This is a genomic window from Fictibacillus fluitans, assembly GCF_030418125.1.
Taxonomy (GTDB): domain Bacteria; phylum Bacillota; class Bacilli; order Bacillales; family Fictibacillaceae; genus Fictibacillus_C; species Fictibacillus_C fluitans.
In genome coordinates, this window is the sequence record NZ_JAUHTR010000005.1 from 135,504 (window position 1) to 151,907 (window position 16,404).

The 16,404-nt window shown below is 44.9% G+C and carries 14 protein-coding genes; 2 read left to right on the top strand and 12 right to left on the bottom strand.

Annotation, left to right across the window (positions count from 1 at the left end):
* Nucleotides 1–13: 13 nt before the first annotated feature.
* The 6 genes from QYB97_RS11330 to QYB97_RS11355 all read right to left on the bottom strand — a co-directional run bounded on the left by QYB97_RS11330 (nucleotide 14) and on the right by QYB97_RS11355 (nucleotide 7,621).
* Nucleotides 14–3,430: a glycoside hydrolase family 2 TIM barrel-domain containing protein gene (locus QYB97_RS11330; protein ID WP_301166114.1), complete on the bottom strand. Its 3,417-nt coding sequence runs from the start codon at nucleotides 3,428–3,430 to the stop codon at nucleotides 14–16.
* 202 nt (nucleotides 3,431–3,632) lie between these two features.
* Nucleotides 3,633–4,973, bottom strand: a complete 1,341-nt coding sequence (gene fucP, locus QYB97_RS11335) for an L-fucose:H+ symporter permease (RefSeq protein WP_301166115.1) — start codon at nucleotides 4,971–4,973, stop codon at nucleotides 3,633–3,635.
* A 102-nt stretch (nucleotides 4,974–5,075) separates the two neighbouring features.
* Nucleotides 5,076–5,501 (bottom strand): RbsD/FucU family protein, encoded by a 426-nt coding sequence (locus tag QYB97_RS11340; RefSeq protein ID WP_301166116.1) that lies wholly within the window; start codon nucleotides 5,499–5,501, stop codon nucleotides 5,076–5,078.
* The gene (locus QYB97_RS11345; protein WP_301166117.1) at nucleotides 5,494–6,321 is read right to left on the bottom strand and encodes an SDR family NAD(P)-dependent oxidoreductase; all 828 of its coding nucleotides are present in this window, start codon (nucleotides 6,319–6,321) and stop codon (nucleotides 5,494–5,496) included. Before QYB97_RS11345 ends, QYB97_RS11340 begins: the two co-directional genes overlap by 8 nt.
* Nucleotides 6,318–7,172: an amidohydrolase family protein gene (locus QYB97_RS11350; RefSeq protein ID WP_301166118.1), complete on the bottom strand. Its 855-nt coding sequence runs from the start codon at nucleotides 7,170–7,172 to the stop codon at nucleotides 6,318–6,320. The genes QYB97_RS11345 and QYB97_RS11350 overlap by 4 nt, the downstream gene beginning before the upstream one ends.
* 143 nt (nucleotides 7,173–7,315) lie before the next feature.
* Nucleotides 7,316–7,621, bottom strand: coding sequence for a hypothetical protein (locus QYB97_RS11355; RefSeq protein WP_301166119.1), 306 nt, complete (start codon nucleotides 7,619–7,621; stop codon nucleotides 7,316–7,318).
* 204 nt (nucleotides 7,622–7,825) lie between these two features.
* On the opposite strand from QYB97_RS11355, the gene QYB97_RS11360 reads away from it, so the two are divergent.
* Nucleotides 7,826–8,773, top strand: a complete 948-nt coding sequence (locus QYB97_RS11360; RefSeq protein ID WP_301166120.1) for a homoserine kinase — start codon at nucleotides 7,826–7,828, stop codon at nucleotides 8,771–8,773.
* A gap of 140 nt (nucleotides 8,774–8,913) precedes the next feature.
* On the opposite strand, the gene QYB97_RS11365 is transcribed toward QYB97_RS11360, so the two are convergent.
* Entirely contained in the window at nucleotides 8,914–9,933 is a 1,020-nt protein-coding gene (locus QYB97_RS11365) for a LacI family DNA-binding transcriptional regulator (RefSeq protein ID WP_301166121.1), read from the bottom strand.
* Between the two features lie 203 nt (nucleotides 9,934–10,136).
* On the opposite strand from QYB97_RS11365, the gene QYB97_RS11370 reads away from it, so the two are divergent.
* Nucleotides 10,137–11,162 carry an LVIVD repeat-containing protein gene (locus QYB97_RS11370; protein WP_301166122.1) on the top strand — a complete coding sequence of 342 codons (1,026 nt, stop codon included), beginning with the start codon at nucleotides 10,137–10,139 and terminating at the stop codon, nucleotides 11,160–11,162.
* A 59-nt stretch (nucleotides 11,163–11,221) separates the two neighbouring features.
* On the opposite strand, the gene rbsK is transcribed toward QYB97_RS11370, so the two are convergent.
* The 5 genes from rbsK to QYB97_RS11395 form a co-directional block, all read right to left on the bottom strand.
* The gene (gene rbsK, locus QYB97_RS11375; RefSeq protein ID WP_301166123.1) at nucleotides 11,222–12,142 is read right to left on the bottom strand and encodes a ribokinase; all 921 of its coding nucleotides are present in this window, start codon (nucleotides 12,140–12,142) and stop codon (nucleotides 11,222–11,224) included.
* Nucleotides 12,143–12,154: 12 nt separating this feature from the next.
* Complete coding sequence (locus QYB97_RS11380; protein WP_301166124.1) at nucleotides 12,155–13,168, bottom strand: aldose 1-epimerase family protein; 1,014 nt, start codon at nucleotides 13,166–13,168, stop codon at nucleotides 12,155–12,157.
* 71 nt (nucleotides 13,169–13,239) lie between these two features.
* Entirely contained in the window at nucleotides 13,240–14,580 is a 1,341-nt protein-coding gene (gene fucP / locus QYB97_RS11385; protein ID WP_301166125.1) for an L-fucose:H+ symporter permease, read from the bottom strand.
* A gap of 93 nt (nucleotides 14,581–14,673) precedes the next feature.
* The gene (locus QYB97_RS11390; protein WP_301166126.1) at nucleotides 14,674–15,723 is read right to left on the bottom strand and encodes a LacI family DNA-binding transcriptional regulator; all 1,050 of its coding nucleotides are present in this window, start codon (nucleotides 15,721–15,723) and stop codon (nucleotides 14,674–14,676) included.
* A 173-nt stretch (nucleotides 15,724–15,896) separates the two neighbouring features.
* The gene (locus QYB97_RS11395) at nucleotides 15,897–16,400 is read right to left on the bottom strand and encodes a GNAT family N-acetyltransferase (protein ID WP_301166127.1); all 504 of its coding nucleotides are present in this window, start codon (nucleotides 16,398–16,400) and stop codon (nucleotides 15,897–15,899) included.
* Nucleotides 16,401–16,404: the final 4 nt, after the last annotated feature.

A 16,404-nucleotide genomic window follows, 5' to 3' on the forward strand; every position in this document is an offset into this window, starting at 1 on the left:
CTCCTCCTTTTAATTATTGTTGGAACCGGAACCATCCAAAATCAAAGTTGCTTCCCGGAAGGAAAACAAACGTCACCTTTTGCATACCGGTTACCTTCTCCAGCTCAAACACTCTTTCTTCATATTCGTTGGAGTTTGAGAATTCCACCATCTGCTGGCTTTCCCCTTTCGCATTCTCGAACCTGATATGAATGGTGTTTTTATCGATCGGCGACTGGCCGTTAATCACAAGCCGTTTCGCACCTTCGCCTGTAAAATCCATTTCCTCAAATACGAGGGAGACATTGTTGCCGATTCCTGTGATACGCGTTTCACCTTTTGTAAAAGTGTCGCCATAAATGGAATCGCAATCATTCGGAAAGAGCTGTTCATATGCACGGCTGGTTTTTTCAAAAGAAAAGCCTTTAATGTGCACCTTCTGCCGGAGCACGAAGCAAAGTGATGTAATGCCTCGAAGCTTTTTGGACAGATGATAGGTTTCCTCCTGATATACATTCCACTTTGATTCCTTTTGATAGATAACATCCGCCAGCAGCTCGCTGCCCTCTTCCTCCGGCATGCCTTCCCAAATTTGAAGAGCATAGGGTTCACTCGACAGCGCAAAAATCGGGAGTACAATCGTATCTGAGCCATGAGGACCGAAATCAATATCACGAAAACCTACCTGAGTTTCCCCATCCCGGCTGGTAGCTACACCCCGCTCATTACCGCTCGTTACTTCTCCCCTGTGGTAATCATAGAGACCAGCAGATATAAATTTATAAGGATCTTTATAGGCCGTGCCTAAACCAGTGGCACTAAACTCGAGTTCTGAGATGAGTTTCGTCTTCTCTGTGCCGTTGCTGCTTGTACAGCGTACGCGGAACTCCCCGTCCCCCAGGGCTTTAATTTTTGCCGATAAACCGCTTGCTTCAATGACCGCAGTATTGGAAGGAATGCCGCCTGCGGTTACAACACTCCACTCAACGTCCTGGTAAGAAGCGTTTTCCGGATAAAGTCTTGCTTCTGCATCAAGTATCCTTCTTCCTGCGTCCAATATTTGACCGGAGGGACTGAGTATTTCGATTTTCCGGAGTGGAATTTCATCTAAACTCCCCATGACTACTTCCCTCTCCTGGTTTTTTGTCATGGCGGAAATCCCTTTAACCACTTCTTCCTTTTTTATAGGGTGGGAGGCAAATGTGGCCGTCTGGCTTTCCATCCCCTGAGAAGAAACCTCGACTTTAATGTTCCCCGGTTCCAGTGTGGAGCCGATTATGGCCATAAGCTTCCCGCTGAACAGCCTTCTGCTTTTTCCTTTATAGTGATCATAATCGGTGCTGTCCCCATTATCGAGGCCAAGAAGACGGCCCGCACCCGTTACTTCCACCTGAACACGATTATTCGCGTTCTCTACCGGATGGCCAGCTTCATCCTCCATGCTGATTCCCACAAAAATAAGGTCTTGTCCGTCAGCCATCAGCTCGTTTTTATCGGGATTTAAACGGATTTGATGCGCATCCTTAAAGGATGATTTCACATCAGTCGCAATGATTTCGTCATTTTCATCATAGGCTATCGCTTTCAGTTCGCCTTCCTGATACGGAATCTGCCACCAGCCCGACAGCTGAGTCCCGTTTTCATGATCAATCTCATACGTCCCAACAGTTGTGCCATTCAGTTGCAGTTCGATTTTTGGCGCATTGGAGCAAACCCGCACATCAATCAGCTGCCCCTCACTAAAATCCCAATACGGGAAGATATGCACCATGGGGCTCTTTTTGTAATCGGTCCATGCCGCCTGATAGACATAATAGGAATCCTTCTTGAACGTGGCCGTGTCCAGCTGCCCGAAGTACGAGTTCTTCGTATGGTAAGGTGTCGGCTCCCCAATATAATCAAAGCCGGTCCATAAAAACTGTCCGGGAGAAAACGGAGTATTCCGTTCCGCCAGGATGCACGCTTCGGCCGACTTGGCACCCCAGCTTGTGGAGCTGTTGCCAAGTGACGAGCATTGTTCATCATCATCCGCGAGAATCGAAGTGTTGTATGGAAAATGATAAATGCCACGGCTTTGCACAACAGAGGCCGTCTCACTTCCATAGATGATCCAGTCCGGATGCTCCTGGTGATGCTGATTATAGTATTTTTCTCCATAATTGTAGCCTGCGACTTCCACGAGATCCGCACACTTTTGCGCGTTTTCCCAAGGCATGTAATTGGACCCGATGGTGACTGCGCCATTCCTTTTGGGATCATGCTCCTGCACAAGGTCACTCAGCATTTTCGTGATTTCCTGACCCCTCTCATCCGCATGGGTATCGTAAATTTCATTGCCGATGCTCCACATCATCAGGCTCGGATGATTCCGGTCCCTTCTTACCCAGCTCTTAACATCAGTTGGCGCCCATTCCTTGAAAAACCGCGCATAGTCGTACGGTGTTTTCGACCGCTCCCACATGTCAAAAGCTTCGGTTACGACCAGAAAGCCCATTTCATCGGCTAGGTTCATTAATTCCTTGGCAGGCATGTTGTGGGCCGTCCGGATCGCGTTGACCCCCATTTCCTTTAACAGCCCAAATCTCCTCTTCAACGCCGTTTTGTTGAAGGCAGCGCCTAATGCCCCCAAGTCATGATGCTCGCACACGCCATTCAGCTTCATCCTCTGGCCATTCAGACGGAAACCACTTTCAGAATCAAGCATGATGCTTCGGAAGCCGACATGATGTACCTGAGTTTCCATTCGTTTATCCTGGTGCCGGACCTGAGTGATGAGCTGATACAGATGAGGTTCATCGGTGCTCCATAAAAACGGCTGTTCCACAGAAAGGGTTTGTGTATTTACAGCGCGCGAGTCATTTGAAGCCGAAACCTTCCCTTTGGCCTCTGCCACCGTTTGTTCCTTGTACATCAGGGTGTGGGTGATTTCCAAATCGTCGAAAACACTGATCTCTGTTTCGACTTCTACTTCCCACCCTGTTTCGTTTTGTCTGGTTGAAATATAAACGCCGTCAGTCACAATGTGGTTCTTGTCGCGCCGCTTCAGCCAGACGTTCCGGTAAATTCCCGCTCCCGAATACCACCGGCTGTTCGGGCTTTGGTGAATGACCTTCAGGAGTATCTCATTTTCCCCTTCGACAAGTGCACCCGTGATATCATGCTCAAACGACGAATAGCCGTACTTCCATTCCCCGATCCACTGCCCATTGACATAGAGAGCAGAATCCATGTAAACTCCGTCAAAGTACAAAAGCACCTGATCCTCTGCCTTACTGTACTGAAATGTTTTCCGATACCAGCCAATGCTGTTCTCATACAAATTCAGCGTATTATAAATGAGCCAGTCATGAGGAAGATCCACTGGTTCGAACACCAATCCTTCGGCACTCTCCGCGTCCAAACGACTCTTCGCAAATTTCCAACCATCATTAAAAAGCGTTTTCTTATTCATGCTTGAGGTACCCACCTTTTTTATTGTTAAACATTCGTTTAAATCTCTAGGTGACGGACCACTATGTTTACTCATTAAACAAACTATAGTATTCATACTATTCGAAATTCAGCTAGATTACAAGAGTTGTTCCTCACTAAAATAACAAAAAAACAGGCTCAGAAAAAATGAACCTGTTTGATTCTGTATAATGGATGCTTTTTTACCGGGCCAGCTTTACGGACGATTTCGTGCTTCTCTGAACCGTTTCATGATTCTTCATTTCACCATAGAAGTAGAAGCCAATGTAGATAAAGCAAGCCATGGAAACAAGGAAAGCCGTCTGCATGGAACCGAATAAGTCAGAGGCATATCCCTGAACGGCCGGAATGATGGCTCCTCCCACAATGGACATGATGAGAAATCCACCTGCCGTTTCGGTATATTTTTTGTCCTTGACTACTTCCAGCGTGTTTCCGTAAATCGTTGGCCAGCATGGTCCAAACAGCAGACTTACTCCTATGGCAGCATAAATGGCGGTGGTGTTCGGCACAAATGCGACATAAGCGAGCGTTAGAGCTCCAAGTATAGAATAGCAGAAGAGCACCTTGGCCGGCTTGAACCGTGCCATCAAAAAGTTGGCAATAAACCTTCCGGCAAAGAAGCAGATAAAGCTGTACACCATAAAATTGGAAGCTGCCCGCTCATTGATCCCTGAGTTCATGTCCAGCGCCAGACGGATGGTAAACGACCACACGGCGGTCTGCATGCCGCAATACAATAGCTGAGCTCCAATCCCTTTGCGGAAGCGTGAATTGGCACCAAGGTATTTAAGAGATTCTTTAAAACCGACCGTATTTGTCTTATCCTCAGCAGCTGGCTTACACGCAGGAAACTTTGTAAAGATAAATAGAATAAGAATGGCAATCAGTACAAAAATAATATATTTATAGGGTTGGAGTGTGTGCTGAAGCATATTTAATCCAAAGGCCTGCGCTTCGGCTGGAGACATATTGGCCATCCTGCTCTCCAGGCTCGCTCCTTCCTGGAAAACAAGATATTTGCCCAAAAGGATGCCGGATATCGCTCCAATAGGATAAATAGTTTGTGAGATGTTCAATCGTAAGATGCTGTGTTTACGTGGTCCAATCATGGAGCTGTACGTATTGGCTGCGGTTTCCAGAAAGCCCAGACCAACGGCAATCCCAAATATCGCAAGCAAAAACATCGTGTACGTCGCCATGTGTGAGGCAGGATAAAATAAGGAACAGCCTGCGATATAAAACAGCAGTCCTGTAATAATACCAAACTTGTAACTTTTCTTTTTAATTATCATGGAAGCGGGAAGTGCAATGAGAAAGTAGCCGCCATAAAAGGCGCTTTGCACAAAAGCCGTTGCAAAATCGCTGAGTTCAAACACATGCTTAAATTGGGCAATAAGAATATCATTTAAACTCGCTGCCACTGCCCACATCGGAAACAGTAACGACACAAGAATAAATTGAAAGACAGGAGTGCGGTTTAAATAGCCATCAGGCAACTGAACAATGGAATCTTTTTTCATGGGTAACTCCCCTTCTGTTCAAGAATTAATGTAAAGGCTTACATAGCTCTATTAAGAGAAGGCACTGACCGACCGATTCAGTGCCTGTTTCCTTCGCTTTGTTTATAAAACACCTTTTTTCAAAATGATGTTGGCATATGGCACGCTTTCGCTTGTCGCCAGAATGGCATATGCCCCCTTGCTCCGTTCATAGAACTCATGCCGTTCCAGCTTTTTAAGGGACACCTTTTCTCCGCTAGCAGCTTCAGCAACTTGTTCGAATTCCTTCCAAATCGGCGGATTCTTGTCGTCCCCTTCCACCGGGTCCATCAAAAGAACCGGAGTCTCTACATAAGTATCAAGCGGGAACAAATCCAAAATGGCACGCAAAAAGTCACAGACACCGTGGCCATAGCCGGGAACCAGCCGGCGGGCGTGGCTTGCCGCTGGAAAATTCCCATCAGCAATGACAATTTCATCACCATGCCCCATTTCCATCAGGACCTTGATCAGCTCAGGAGAAAGGATAGAAGGTATTCCTTTAAGCACGGCATAATCCCCCTGCCTCCTGCTCATGATCCATGTGATCCTCAGGCTGTGCCGCTTTGGCCGTTAATCCTCCATCCACCATCAGTAAGTGGCCGTTAATTTGCATGGCCTCATCTGATGCCAGAAAGACAACCGCATCCCCAATTTGCTTTTCTGTTCCCAGCCGTTTCATCGGGTTGGCTTCAATTTCTTTCTCCAGTATTTCCGGGTCGGCCAGATATTCCTCGCACATCTGTGTGGCGGTCGTGCTTGGACCAACGGCATTAACGTTGATGTTATATTTGCCGAGTTCAATCGCAAGTGCTTTAGTCAAATGGCTGGCAGCTGCTTTAGAGGAGATATAGTGCGGCACGACCGGGCTTGTGACCAGTACACTGGCCGTTGAAGCGATATTTACAATTTTCCCGTACTTTCTTCCAATCATCGATTTCGCCACCCGCTGTGACGTTAGAAAGATCGATTTCACATTCGTCTGGTAGGTTCGGTCCCACGTTTCTTCCGAAAGACTTAAAAACGGTTCAAACGGGGCGATTCCGGCGTTGTTGACCAAAATATCGACTGGTCCCAGTTCCTGTTCCACTTCACTGATCATTTCGTCGACATCCTGCTTGATGCCGGCATTTCCCTGAACAACCAGTGCGCGGACACCAAATTGTTCTTCCACGTACTGCTTTACTTCATTCGCTTTTTCAAGGTCACTTGTTGAAAAGTAGTTGATTGCAACATTAGCTCCTTCTTCGGCAAGCCGCTTTACAATAGCTGCCCCAATTCCCTGGCTTCCCCCTGTGACAAGTGCGGTGCGGTTGGTGAATTTGCTCATCGTAAACTCTCCTCTGTGGTGGTATTTAGACGGTAAAATTTCTTGGCGTTCTCGGTGAAAATACGTTCTCTCTCGTCGGTAGTGAGAGAATCCGGAAGGTTTTTATTGATGATGTCAATGGTATCTCCATAGCTTCCCGCTGACAGGCAGACAGGCCAATCGGAGCCAAACAGCAGTCGGGACGGACCAAATACCTTTGCAACATGCTGGATGTAAGGATTAAAATCCTCTGTTCTCCATTCGTACGGAACCGCCTCTGTCATGAATCCCGAGACTTTACACCAAACATTCGGGTATTCGGCGAGGGATTTCATATCTTCCTTCCAGCCAGACAGCTCACCCTGCGCAATGTTTGGCTTGGCCATATGATCCACTACCGCCCTTAAGTCGGGAAGCGCTTTCAACAATTCCAGCACAAACGGAATATGTTTTTTATTAATCAACAAATCAAGCAGCAGGCCCTTCTGGTGAAGAATCTTCACATTTTCTACTACCTTTTCCTGCAAAATCCAGTCACTTTGCTCAATGTCCTGCAGCATCGGACGTAGACCAACCACTCCCGGATTTTTCAACAATTTTTCCAGTTGCTCTGGGAAAGAAGGCGACGACAGGTCGAGCCAGCCGACCACCCCTTTGATCCATTCATAACGCTCATACAGGGATAAGAGAAATTGGGTTTCTTCGTATGTAGGTGCGGCTTGAACGACGATGGTTCCGGATATATTGAATTGTTCCAGCATTGGAACCAAGTCTTCAGGCAGATAATTCCGATAGAGCACCTCCATGTCTTCCGTTAGCCAGCCATAATCGCCTCTCTCCAGCTTCCAAAAATGCTGATGGCTATCAATCATATGTGTGCCTCCTTAAATTGCATACTTATTGTTACCGGTAACATTACATATAACCAAAAATATTTAGAATTGTCAATTAATTATTGAGTGTTAAATAACCAGTAATACAACATGAAAAAAAGCCAAGGTTTGCACCTGGCTTTTTACTGGCTCACACGCCTGTTTTTTACAATTGTTGAAAATATGGAAGCAAGAATATAGACGATACCGCTAAGTGTAAAAAGTAACCCTAATCCAAATCCAGCAAAGTAAGCATCGTACGCTTGTTTTTCAACATTTGCAACAAGATGAAAAAAGATTTTGATAGCAACATAACCAATGGTTGGACCGATCAACGTAATCACAATGCCAGACACCCAATAGCGGACTTTAAACTTTTTTTGCAGAGCATAGGGAATCCAGTTAATGAAAAGCAAGACGGTAAGTGAAATCACCATTAAAAGCGCCAAGGTTATCCTCCTATAAAATGTATTTTACACTTCTTCCATTTTACGGTAATTTAACACATTCGTAAATTCTTTTATTGGAAAAAGAAGGATATTAATTCACTATTCCATTTGCTGCCTATCCAAAATCCCGGTTGCCAAATGCAACAAAAAGATAATGCTATATAATGAGATATAGAATACACAATATATTACGAGGAGTAAGGTATGGCTGTAAAAACAGTATTTATCAACGAAGAATTCCACCATATTTTTGCCAATTACAATATTGGTGATTACATTAAATCTGAGCCTATTTCACAAGGGACCGTTCAAACCAACTATAAAGTTCAAACAACGGAAGGCTATTTTGTATTCAGATATTATGAAAATCGCAGAAAGAATTCTGTTTTATTTGAAGTAGACTTGCTTAATTTTTTAAAGGAGAACAATTTCCCCTGCACGTCACCTTCTATTAATAATGCTGGAAGCCTGGTAGGTATCCATAATCTGAAACCATTTGCGGTTTATTATTACATAGAAGGCTATCATATCGAAGAGCCAAACGAAGAACAAAAAAGAATGGTTATTCAAACGGCTGCCGAGTTGCACAAGATTACACAATGTTATTTGCCTATTCACATGGAAAGCCGGTGGAATTATGGAGTAGAGTTTTGCCGGGAACAAGCGAAATCAGCATCAAAGCGAAGTAACTCCCTGCATTCAAAGAAGAAATTTGATTGGATAAATAAAGGTTTGCTTTCACTAAAGCTTCCTCAATCCTTACCAATGGGGATTTGCCATTGCGACTTTCACTCTTCAAACATTCTTTATCATAATGAAAAATTGGTTGCTTTGCTTGACTTTGATGATGCGAATTACACCTATCTTCTTTTTGACCTTGTTGGATTAATCGAGTCCTGGGCTTGGACATACGATAAATACGATGTGATTAATTTAACCGAAGCAAAAAAGATTATAGAAGAATACACCAAGAACAGACCATTAAGGAAGGTCGAACAAAAACATTTATTTGACGTATATAAATTGAGCATCTTAATTGATAGTATTTGGTTTTTTGAAAGAGGAGATGCTGAAGATTTTTATGAAAAAAGAAAGATTGACTATCTTGACCAGTTAGGTAGGGAGAACTTTTATAAAGCCCTTTTTTCCTGATTCTGCTTACCTTAACAGTATAGCTAAATAAAGAAGAATAAGAGCTTTTTAAGAAATTAACTAAATCAAGGGAAACCCTATATCTCTTGGGTTTCCCTAGCGGAAAAATATTAAAGTGTAGATTTTAAACATTTTGCTGCCTATTCTTTAATAGAAGTTCCTGATGATTTTCTGATCACCAATTCGGGCTTTAAATTAATGGATCGGTAACCGGTGGGACTGTCACCTTCCACCCGTTCAATGACGAGCTGTGTGCCAATATAGCCGAAATCATAGGCAGGCTGCGAGGATACGGTTAAAAAAGGATCGAGCTCGATAAACAGCTCCAGATCATCGAAGCACACGACAGCCATATCCTCCGGCACCCGCAGACCTCCCTGGCGCAGCTGCTTAATGAGTTTAATGGCAATAAAGTTGTTGACGGCAAAGAACGCGGTAGGGCGCTCGTCCTCCGGAAGTTCAAGCAGATGATTAATGCCGGCTAATTGATCTTCCTGTTTGTAATGATCTTCAATCAAAAAGGAAGGATTAACAGTAAGGTCATTTAATTTCAGCGTCTCCACATACGCCTGATACCGTTCCTTCGACGTCGAAATGCTCAACGGTCCATGAACCATCGCGATTCGCTGGTGGCCATTTTTAATTAGGTGCTGAAGGAGAAACCGAGTTCCCTCGTAATTGTCCCCAAGCACCATATCACATGGTACATCTTCAATCTTGCGGTCAATCAACGTAAAAGGGATTCGGTTCTTCATCAGCTTTTTTAAATTTTTAAGCGATGCATCACCAGTTGGCGCAATAATAACCCCGTCCACCCGCTTGGCAATGAGCGCATCAATGTACTCGCTTTCCTTCTCGTAATCTTCATCGGTATTGCAAAGAATGAGCTGATAGCCCATCTGGTTAGCTTTATCTATAGCCCCTCTCGCCACTTTGGTAAAAAAGGGATTGGTGATGTCCGTAATCACGAGAGAAAGCAGCTTCGTTTTCTTCAAATTCAGGCTTTGCGCAGCAGAATTCGGTATATAGTTTAATTCCCTGATCGCGTCTTCTACCTTTTTCCTAGTAGCTTCACTGATGTTTCCTTTATTGTTGATAACCCTTGAGACAGTCATCGAGGAAACATTCGCTCGTTTGGCAATATCGTATATCGTCGTCACATTACTTACCTGCCTTCTGTTTTCCCGTTGTATCTATTATAGATAGTTTACCAAATTTTCATCCTGCCGAAGTAGCAGTTCTAAATAAAATTGCTCGCTTTTAAATCTCTTATTTATTAAATCGGTTAATTAAAATGTCCAAACGTATCTACTAGTTTTTACATAAAATGATATAAACGCTTTACTGTAAAGAGAGGTTTGCCATGGAAAATACCGAACGAATAAACTGTTTAATAAGAAAAATAACCCCTGGAACACTATTAACAATAAACACAGGGGAAATAAGTCAAACTATTATTTTTCTAAAACAAAATAATAGTTGTTTAATTGGTGCTGGTTTAGACGGAAGCATTGTAACAATACAGATAGAAAGCATAAGATCTATTACCTTTTTGCCAGCGCCTTCTGCTTCTCCCCCTGCTCCTCCCGCTTTGCCAAGTCGATTCCTCTATGTTTCAAGCACTGATTCAGGAACTCCTGTACTGAACATATATGATATAAGCAATCCCAGAAATCCTATAAAAATAAAAGAGATCCCTACTCCTGGAGCAGTGTTACGCTCAATGTCCATTCAAGGAAATACACTCTATGCAATTGATGAAAATAATAACGTATTACGAATTTATGATTTATCCGATCCCCTAAATCCTCAATTAATGGGACTAGGAGATCAAAGCTTTGGCATTTTTTCAATATCCGGATCGGCAGTTTCTGGTAATACCCTATATACTGCTCCTTTTCTTTGGGATATTTCAAATCCAAACTCGGCTATCTTCGCAGGATTATTCGGTGGAAATGAAACACTTTTACCGACGGGACAAATTGTTAACGGAGATTATCTATATGTATCAGATGCTGAGAATAACAGAATAATTGTCTATGATATCCTTAGTAAGGAGCACCCCCTTTTTATGGTTTCTTTTGGAAGTGGAGAAGTAACCAATCCACAAGGTATGGCGGTTTTCCAAAATGTGCTTTATGTAAGTGACAACGGCAGCCCTAATGTTCACATATATGATATTACTGATCCTATTTCACCCGAAAAAGTCGGCGATATTCCTGTAGAAGCCGGAGCAAGTTTTCTGTCTACTATTGACTCTGTACTTTACGTAGGAGGAGATCTTCTCCCTTCAATCGCTATATATGCTATTTCCGACCCGGCTAATCCTGTTAACATTGGTGATATTCCTGTTTCTAATGAAGGAATGGTAATTTACCCGAGTTTATAAAAAGAATACTATTTAAAAGAAAAAGGAGTGACAAGTTAAGACTGTTCACTCCTTTTTCTTTATACTCTCTCTTTCAAAAACTCTTCCACTTCTTCCAATTCGGGATAAGAAGTCTGCGTACCGCGCTTGGTCACACTAAGCGCAGCAAAGGCAGTTGCCTTTTTCATAGCCTCAAGAACATCACCGGTCTTTACGTAATAGTGGGAGAAGCAGCCGATGAAGGCGTCGCCGGCACCTGTTGTGTCGATCGCATCGACTTTGTGTGAGGATACCGTTTGGACATCGTCCTTCGTTACCCACATCACTCCGCGGCTGCCCATGGTGACAATGACATTCTTAACTCCACGCTCTACCAGCGTCATGGCTGCCGAGCGAATCTGTTCATCGGTTTCCACTGGCAGGTCTGTTAGAATCTCCAGCTCGCTTTCATTCGGTATGAAAAAGTCGCTTTTGCACACATACTCGAAGTCCAGTTCCTTAGAAGCCGGTGCTGGATTCAGGATGACCGGAATGCCTTGCTCGTTCCCAAATTCAATTGCGCGGTAAACGGTCGGCAGCGGCACTTCCAGCTGCAAAACGATCAGTCCGCATTGCTTCAGCTTTTCTGCTGCACCATCCACATCTTGGGGTGAAAGATGCTTGTTCGCGCCTTTAATGATCAGAATACGGTTCTTGGAATCCGGATCCACAAAGATCGGTGCGACACCGCTGGACGTACCTGGAACCTTAACGGTATATTCCGTATCAATGCCGTACTTCTCCAGGTTATTAATCGTGTTATCGGCAAACAGGTCATCTCCGACTTTTGTCACCATCATCACATCGGAGCCGAGCTTGGCTGCGGCTACCGCCTGGTTGCATCCTTTTCCTCCGCAGCCTATTTCGAAGTCCGGCGCTTCAAGCGTTTCTCCTTCTTTTGGCATCTTATCAATGTATGAAATCAAATCCACCATGTTGGAACCAATCACTGCAATATCCATTATTCTTCCTCCCTATTTCTTTCCGGTAATAACGGTAAAGGAACGTTCTTCTCCGGCACCAAGCTTAATCTGCGTTCCCGCTTTTTCCGCCGCTTTAAACCCTTCCGGACGACAGGTGGCTGGCAATACGAACGCGCCCACCTTCTGATCGCTGTTGTACAGAAGCCAGCGTGTGGCATAGTTCAATTCTGCTGTAGAAAATTTCGTGAAAAAGACAGTACCGTCCGGAGACTGCATCTCGAATTCCACTTCTTCTCCGTATTGATCCAGTCTGTCAGCAAAAAAGACGATCTCCGGATCATACATCTCCGGCTGGTTCAGCACAGTCAGTGTTTCTTCCCCGCTCAGCAGTTTTTTATTATATCCAAGCCATTGTTCCGTCGGCTTTACATGTGCCGGAATCGATTCCCGAAGAACTAGGGCATCGTCCGGAATACTCTGATTCATAACGCCGTTTTCCACATACGCATAGTTGGTATGGCACATGTAGTGCAGCGGCATCTCGGCACCAGAAAGGTTTTTCACCGTCATTCCGATTTCAATGAATGATTCACCTCTGTCCATTTTAACACTCGGTGATGCCAGATAGTGATGGCCGAATCCTTTTACGTATTCGGATTCGCCGCCTACCGTAATTCCCTGGTGGCTAACTTCAAGCCATGCTCGATCCATTTGGGCACATGCCATTTCTCCGTGCAGCTTGTGATCATCCTCCGGTCCCGGACAGCCATTGGCAATCAATCCGGAATGAAACAAAAAGCATCCGTACGTATCCACAATTTCACGCACATTCTTTGGCTGTGAAAACATATTTTTCATTTTCAGATCGACGCCATCAAACGCCAGGTCCCAGATGATCTGCCCCATATATGGCAGCACGACCATCACACCCCGCGAGTTTGTCAGCTCGATCGCTTCCACTCCAGAAGGATAGCGGAACAGGCTTGCTGTAAACTCATCGTCACGATAGATCACTTTTTTGTTTTCTTTAAAAAACTCCCGCTGTAGTTCAATGATTCCACTCATGTCTAGCATCCCTTTCTGCTGATGAACCTTATCAAGGCAGCCAGATCGGCTGCCTGACAAGGTTTAATGGTTTATTGTGCTAACTCAATTGTTTTGTCTGTTTTTTTCACCGCTGACTTTTTCATTTCGCCGTAGAAGTAGATGCCGACATAAACGAAGCATGCCATGGATACAAGGAATGCCGTTTGCATGGATCCGAACACATCAGACGCATAGCCTTGCAGAGCCGGAATTACGGCACCGCCGACAATTGCCATAACAAGGATCGCTCCTGCGGTTTCGGTGTACTTCTTGTCCACCACTTCAAGCGTTTCTGCATAAATCGTCGGCCAGCAAGGACCAAACAGCATGCTTACCCCAATTGCCGCATAAACCGCTGTCATGTTCGGCACGAGCACCACATACGCCAATAATGCGGATCCGATAACAGCATAGCTGAACAGAATCTTGGACGGCGAGAAGCGTGTCATCAGAAAGTTCGCAATGAATTTTCCAACGAAAAAGGCAATAAAGCTGTAGACCATGAAATTGGATGCTGTACGTTCGTTGAAATTCGGGTTCAAATCAAGTGCAAGACGGATCGTAAACGACCAGACCGTCACCTGCATGCCGACATATAAAAACTGGGCCGCGATTCCTTTTTTGAATCGCTTGTTGCCTGCCAGGTATTTGAGCGTCTGGCCGATTCCCGGAGCTTTTTCCCCGTTTTTTGCACGGTTGGTCACCGGCTTACAAATTGGGAACTTCGTAATCGCAAACAGAATGAACATGGCGACCAGAACGAAAATAATGTATTTATAAGGCTGAAGGGTATGCTGAAGCATCTTCAAACCAAACGCATGAGCTTCCGACGCAGACATGTTTGCCATTTGGGACTCAAGGCTTGCTCCCTCCTGGAACACAAGGTACTTTCCAAGCAGGATTCCTGCGATAGACCCCAGTGGATAAAACGTCTGGGAAATGTTCAGGCGGAGAATGCCGTATTTCTTCGGTCCAATCATAGAGCTGTAAGTGTTGGCCGCTGTTTCAAGAAAGCTCAGGCCAATCGCGATGGCGAAGATCGCGAACAGGAACATCGTGTACGTCCCCATGTTTGACGCAGGGTAAAACAACGAGCAGCCTACGATATAAAAGAGAAGCCCTGTCATGATCGCAAACTTGTAGCTCATTTTCTTAATGACCATAGATGCCGGTATGGCCACTATAAAATAACCGCCGTAAAACGCACTTTGAACAAAAGCACTCGCAAAATCGCTGAGTTCAAACACATGTTTAAATTGAGCAATCAGAATATCGTTCAGACTTGCCGCCACGGCCCATAATGGAAAAAGCAATGAGACCAGGATAAATTGAAAAATCGGTGTTTTGTTTAAATAGCCGTCCGGCATTTGAATCAGGTTGCTGTTCTTCATGTGTACATCCCCTTTTTTTCAAATAGATTCATAATAAAGCGCTTACATAATACTTTCCAGAAGAGGTACAGAATGACCAGTTCTGTACCTTGTTTACTTTTTAAGAGATTGTCCGTCAGGTGAGCTCTTCGGATAGCGCAGCCGGCAGGATTCCCGGATGATGAGCTCCGGAGACAGCTTGTACTCGCGCTTTGGCACCGGATCTTTAAATTGGATCCGTTCATGCAGAAGCTGAAAGGCCAGCTCCCCTAACGCGTGCATGGGCCGGGAAACCACGCTGAGCTTTGGATTTATGAAGGTGGCAATGTCCACATCATCAAATCCGAAAAACGAAATTTCCTCCCCGAGCTTCCAGTCGAGATCACCAATCGCCTTCACACATCCGATGGTCATTAAGTTGTTGGATGAAAAAATGGCCGTTGGGCGGTCTTCAAGCGAATATAGCTGATGAGCCCCCTGGTACCCGCTTCGCTCCCCGAAGTCTCCCTGAAAAATGTAGCGTTCGTCCAGCTTCAGGTTGTAATCCTCAAGCGCCTTTTTGTAGCCAATAAACCGCTCACGGCCCGGAGTTGTATTTTGCGGACCGCAGATGATGGCGATCTTCTCATGGCCCTGAAGAATCATGTGCTGAACCGCCTGGTAGGAGCCTTTAACGTTATCAACAAGCACTGTATCCACGTCATAATACTGAATGCTCCGGTCGACCGCGACCATCGGTATTCCCTGCTCAAGAACCTGCTTCAGGTGATCGCCGTTTTCATTCGCTGTCGTGATGATGACCCCGTCTACTCCGCGCTCGATGAAGTTCTTCAGAATCTCCTGCTCGACCACCGGCGATTCATTCGTGCTGCTCAGGATCGCGAAGTAGCCTTTTTCCCGGGCCTTCTGTTCAATCCCAGCCATTACGGAAGGAAAGAACGGGTTGTTGATGTCCGGGACAATGACACCAATTGTCTTCGTATCCTTGCTTTTCATCGTCCGTGCCGCCGCATTACGGATATAGCCCAGCTCCTGAATGGCTTTCAGAATCCGCTCCTCCGTCTGCTTGCGCACACCGCCCTGGTTATTGATGACCCGAGAGACAGTAGCGATCGATACATTCGCCCGTTTGGCCACATCCTGAATGTTTGCTTTCCCTTCCATTGGACAAAACTCCTAAATGTAAACGTTTAGATTTTCTTACAAAAAAATAGATTTATGCCTGAAATCCTTGATGCCGGTTTTGAACAATTAATGTAAACGTTTAGATTTTTGTTCTTGGATATAATCTAGCATGCAAAATTAGAATTTGCAAGAGTTTTTTGAAAACGCTTTCCCTACTCCTTCGTACTCCATTCAGAAGCCAGGATTCCCATAAAATATGTATCGAGATATTGGCCGTCCACATACGCGTGCTGTCTAAGCTGGCCCTCTACCGTAAAACCAATCTTTTGATAGAGGCCAATGGCTTGTTCATTGGTTCCCCTCGTTGTTAAGTAGATTTTATTCAGTCGAAGCTGCTTGAAGCCGACATCAATCATCTGTTCCATGGCAACTTTCCCGTAGCCCTTCCCTCTTGCTTCCGGAGCTAGCAGAATTCCGATGCTAGCCCTTCCATGGCCATGATCGATATCTTTAAGAAATACCCACCCAACCAGCTGCTGTTCTTCATTTTCAATTCCAAGCAATAAATCGTTGTTCCTCCGCTTCCCTTCTACTTCCTGAAGGACCTGTTCATATGTCAGCGGGGTTCTGCCTACCATTAAGATGGAACGTGAATCGTTGGACCAGCGGTGGAGTTCCTTAATATCGGAAGTTTCGAATGATCTTAGTTTTAGCATGGTT